Raw genomic sequence first — 4,300 nt, forward strand, 5'->3', positions numbered from 1 at the left:
AAATCGATTATCTAAATTTGCTCCCATTTCACGTATTTTTAAAATCCCTTCCGCTGCCGTCTTATGTTAAAAAATCGATAGAATTTAAAAAAGGGGTGCCGAGCAAGCTCTGCGCCGATCTTTATAGCCGCAGGATAGACGCTGCGGTGATCTCAAGCATCGAAAGCCGCCGTGCAAAATACTGCAAGCTGCCTCTGGGAATCGTTGCAAAGCGCGAAGTGCTAAGCGTGCTCGTTCGCAAAAACTCGGCGCCCAGGCTTGATCCTGCGTCGATGAGCTCAAATATGCTAGCCCGCGTGCTGGATCTTAGCGGCGAGGTGCTGATCGGCGATAATGCTCTAAAGGCGCTGCTTTCGCAGGGCGGGGATAAATTCTACGATCTTGGCAAAATTTGGCAGCAGCGTACGGGCTTGCCCTTTGTTTTCGGGCGGCTGTGCTGCGTGAAAAATGATAAAATTTACTCACGCCTGGCGACGAAATTTTTGCGTTCGCACATTAAAATTCCAAGATATATCCTGCAGAGCTACGCTCTTTCGCGCGGCATAAAAGAGCGCGAAATTTTAAATTATCTGAAATTTATCGGTTATGAGATCGGCGTCCGCGAGGAGCTGGCTCTGAAAAAATTTATCGCTAAAGCCAAAAAATTAAAATTTAATCCGGTTCAAAAGGAGGAACTATGAAGTCTTACATCGACGGCTTGCTGTTAAATTTAAAGCGTGCCAATCCCGGTCAGGAGGTCTTTATCCAGGCATCGACCGAAATTTTATACTCGCTCATACCGCTTCTAAAGCGCGACGAGCGATACGTGAAAAATAAAATTTTAGAGCGCATTTTGGCGCCCGAGCGCACGATGATGTTTCGCGTCGTCTATATGAGCGACGGCGGCGAGCCCTGCGTGCATACGGGATATCGCATAGAGTTCAACTCCGCTCTGGGTCCTTATAAAGGCGGCCTGCGCTTTCATCCGAGCGTAAATTTGGGCGTTTTAAAATTTTTAGGGTTTGAGCAAATTTTTAAAAATTCCCTCACGGGTCTTAATATCGGCGGCGCAAAAGGCGGCGCAAATTTCGATCCCAAGGGCAAGAGCGACGGCGAGATTATGAGATTTTGTCAAGCTTTTATGTTAGAACTTCACCGCCTAATCAGCTCCAATACCGACGTGCCTGCGGGCGACATCGGCGTGGGCGGTCGCGAGATCGGCTATATGTACGGCGCGTATAAAAAGCTCACCCGCAGATTTGACGGCGCGCTTACGGGCAAAGGGCTAAGCTGGGGCGGCAGCCTCGCGCGCACCGAGGCTACGGGCTACGGCTCCGTGTATTTCGCAAACGAGATGCTCGCTACCAGAGGCGATTCGCTGCACGGCAAAATTTGCACGATCTCGGGCGCCGGCAACGTCGCGATCTACACCGCCGAAAAGCTCTATCAGATGCAGGCTAAGCCCGTCACCGTAAGCGATTCCACGGGCTTTATCTATGACGCTGAGGGAATAGACGTGGCGCTTCTTAAAAAGCTAAAAGAGCAGCTTCGCGTAGGGCTTTGCGAATATATCAAGGAGCGTCCCGGCGCAAAATTTACCCCCGTAAGCGCATATCCCGCAGGCTGCAACGGCGTGTGGAGCGTGCCGTGCGACGCGGCATTTCCGAGCGCCACGCAAAACGAGCTTAATCTGCAAGACGTAAAGACTCTCTATGCCAACGGATGTCGCATGGTTTGCGAGGGCGCGAATATGCCAAGCACGCTTGAGGCGATCGATTTTATGCTCGCGCAAAAAGACTTTCTTTTCGGCCCTGCGAAAGCGGCGAATGCGGGCGGCGTGGCTACGAGCGGGCTTGAGATGGCGCAAAACGCGCAGATGGCGTCGTGGAGCTTCGAGGAGGTCGATAGCAAGCTGCGCGAGATCATGCGCCACATATTCCGCACCAGCTACGAGACCTCGAAGGAATTCGGCGCGGAGGGCAACCTCGTGCTAGGCTCGAACATCGCGGGCTTTCGCCGCGTAGCCGATGCGATGCTGGATCAAGGTTTGGTTTAAGCTTGCTTGTTTTTGCTGAAAGCGGCAGCTTGCTTTTAAATTTAAGCTCTTTAAATTTACGGCGAGCTTTTGGCTGCTTTGATAAAATTCCAATCGTTTACGCGGAGGATAGGATATGCGAGCTTCTCGACATAATTCGCTCTGCGCGGTTTGCGTTGGTATCGTGCGCGCTGTGTAAATTTTAAATGGCGCTCAGGCGCAATGCGGTTTTAAAATTTTAGCTCGTCGTCGTAGCGCTGCTTTTAAAATTTAGCCGCAAGCACGACAAAGACCGCCCAGCCAAATTTCATCTTTAAATTTGGCTGGTAAATTCCGCCCGTTAAATTTAGCTTTGAAATTTGACGTTTAAAATTTAGCTCGAAGCTGCTTTTAAATTTAGCCTAAAATTTTATCTCAGCTCGCCCGCGCAGCGCGAAAATTTAAACCGAGCACGGGCTGAGCGTTTACCGCATTTTGGCATAATGGCGCAAATTTTATCCAAAGGTTGCAATATGAAAAAATTTATGGTTTTACTCGCCGCTGCGTCGCTGTCGCTCGCGCATGCGGACGTAACGGATATCCTAAAGCAGGGCGCGGACGTGCTCGGTGCGACTCAGAGCGGAAACTACAAAGAGCTGCTCGCTTCCGCTACGAACCGCGCCGCAAGCGAGCTCGCCAAGGGCTACATCCACAGCAAGACCGCTAAAATCGAGCTTCCTCCTTCGCTTAAGGCGGCTGCGAAGCTTGCGAGAAAGGTGGGCGGCGATAAATGGGAGCGCGAGCTCGTCGTGAGTATGAACGATGCCGCTACCAAGGCGGTAAGCGGTGCGAGCAAGATATTTTTGCAAGATCTGAAATCTATGAGCGATGCCGACGTTAAAAAGCTCATCGGCGGCGGCGACACGGCGCTTAGCGAGTATTTGCAGAGCAAATCGGGCGCGAAGCTGCGGGCGGTTTTTAGACCGATCGTAAGTGATATGATGAGCAAAAACAGCTTCGCGACGGCGTATAACGGGCTAAATTCCTTCGCGCAAAACAAGATCGCGGGTAACGAAGCGGCGCAAAACATTGCGCGCGGGCTGGGCGCGAGCGAGTATCTGCCTAAGCAGGGCGAGGATTTGAACGATTACATCACGCAAAAGACGCTGGACGGGCTATTTGCGGTGATGAGAGAAAAAGAAAGCGCGCTTCGCGGCAGCGTCGTCGGCAAAGGTGCAGGGATTTTAGGCAAGGTGCTTAAATAAAGCTCGCGGCGAGGCTTTGGCGTAAATTTCGCCGCATAGCTGCTTGTAATTGCTTTGTGCCGTAAGCTTGGGTAGCCTAAAGCTGTGCTCAAAGTGCCCGCTCGCGCGAAGCGACTGCTTGCGGCAAATCATCGGGTGCGCGGCGAAATTTAGAAGTTCGTTTGTCGCGCGCTTGCGGTAGGTTTGCTTTAGACGATAATCTTAGCGCGGAGTTTAATCCGCGAAATTTGAAACTGTAAAATTTAGAAATTTAGCAAGACGCAAAGGATTTGAAATTTTAAAATTTTACGCGGAGTTTTAGAATTTCGTACGGCAATTGAATGCGCGCATAAATTAGCGCCTATATCTGAAATTTTACAAAGCGGCAGAGCATCGGGAAGTAGGGCGGCAGCTGATAAGCGCGTAAGGATAAAGTAAGAAAGCCGTCTTGTAAATTTCGCTTCTTTCATATCTCTCTTTATGTTCCGCAAAAACCGGTTTACTCATTAGTTCTATTATTTTCCGATTCCATTCTTCTTAATTCTTTAAGTGCTCTATTATGGACATTGGCTTGCTTGCAAACTCTACCTTCAGCAGCAATATATCTTACTAAATTTATATCATTTGTATCGATTGCTATCAATAATCTACCCATAAGCCTTTCCTCTACAAAAAACGTATAATCGCACTTTGCACACAAAGTACTTTCATAAATTATAAATAATAACAAAACTACTACGGCACAAATTATAAATTTTAATACTTTAACCATATTTTCTCCTTGTGTGTATTCTTGCCCGTATATATTGATAATGTCGATTAGCGAGGCATTATATCACTTCTTATTTTTAAATTTAAATCTCTTTCGCTTAATTTTTATAAAATTTTTCAGTTGCTTATCGGTAAAATTTAAAATCTCTTTTCGGTTTTGCAAATTTACATAAGTATGCCTTATATCGCAGCACTTATAAAAAATATATTTCCAATTTTTAATTAGCCAGTCTGCTTCTATTGTTTTTTTATCCGTTTTAAATAAAAATGGCAAAACCCATAAACCCGCTTT

Annotated in this window: 5 protein-coding genes; 3 read left to right on the forward strand and 2 right to left on the reverse strand. The window is 47.7% G+C overall.

Annotation, left to right across the window (positions count from 1 at the left end; genetic code table 11):
* Window positions 1–2: 2 nt before the first annotated feature.
* From Q0257_RS11615 to Q0257_RS11625, 3 genes are all read left to right on the forward strand, one after another.
* Window positions 3–680, forward strand: a complete 678-nt coding sequence (locus Q0257_RS11615; RefSeq protein WP_298024975.1) for an MqnA/MqnD/SBP family protein — start codon at window positions 3–5, stop codon at window positions 678–680.
* Window positions 677–2,035, forward strand: a complete 1,359-nt coding sequence (gene gdhA / locus Q0257_RS11620) for an NADP-specific glutamate dehydrogenase (RefSeq protein ID WP_298024977.1) — start codon at window positions 677–679, stop codon at window positions 2,033–2,035. Before Q0257_RS11615 ends, gdhA begins: the two co-directional genes overlap by 4 nt.
* 491 nt (window positions 2,036–2,526) lie before the next feature.
* Window positions 2,527–3,258, forward strand: a complete 732-nt coding sequence (locus Q0257_RS11625; protein ID WP_298024979.1) for a DUF4197 domain-containing protein — start codon at window positions 2,527–2,529, stop codon at window positions 3,256–3,258.
* A gap of 478 nt (window positions 3,259–3,736) precedes the next feature.
* On the opposite strand, the gene Q0257_RS11630 is transcribed toward Q0257_RS11625, so the two are convergent.
* Window positions 3,737–4,009: a hypothetical protein gene (locus Q0257_RS11630; protein ID WP_297916637.1), complete on the reverse strand. Its 273-nt coding sequence runs from the start codon at window positions 4,007–4,009 to the stop codon at window positions 3,737–3,739.
* Window positions 4,010–4,072: 63 nt separating this feature from the next.
* On the reverse strand, window positions 4,073–4,300 hold a 228-nt coding region (locus tag Q0257_RS11635; protein ID WP_298024981.1), incomplete at its 5' end, for a hypothetical protein.

The organism is uncultured Campylobacter sp., from assembly GCF_938018035.1.
Lineage (GTDB): Bacteria > Campylobacterota > Campylobacteria > Campylobacterales > Campylobacteraceae > Campylobacter_B.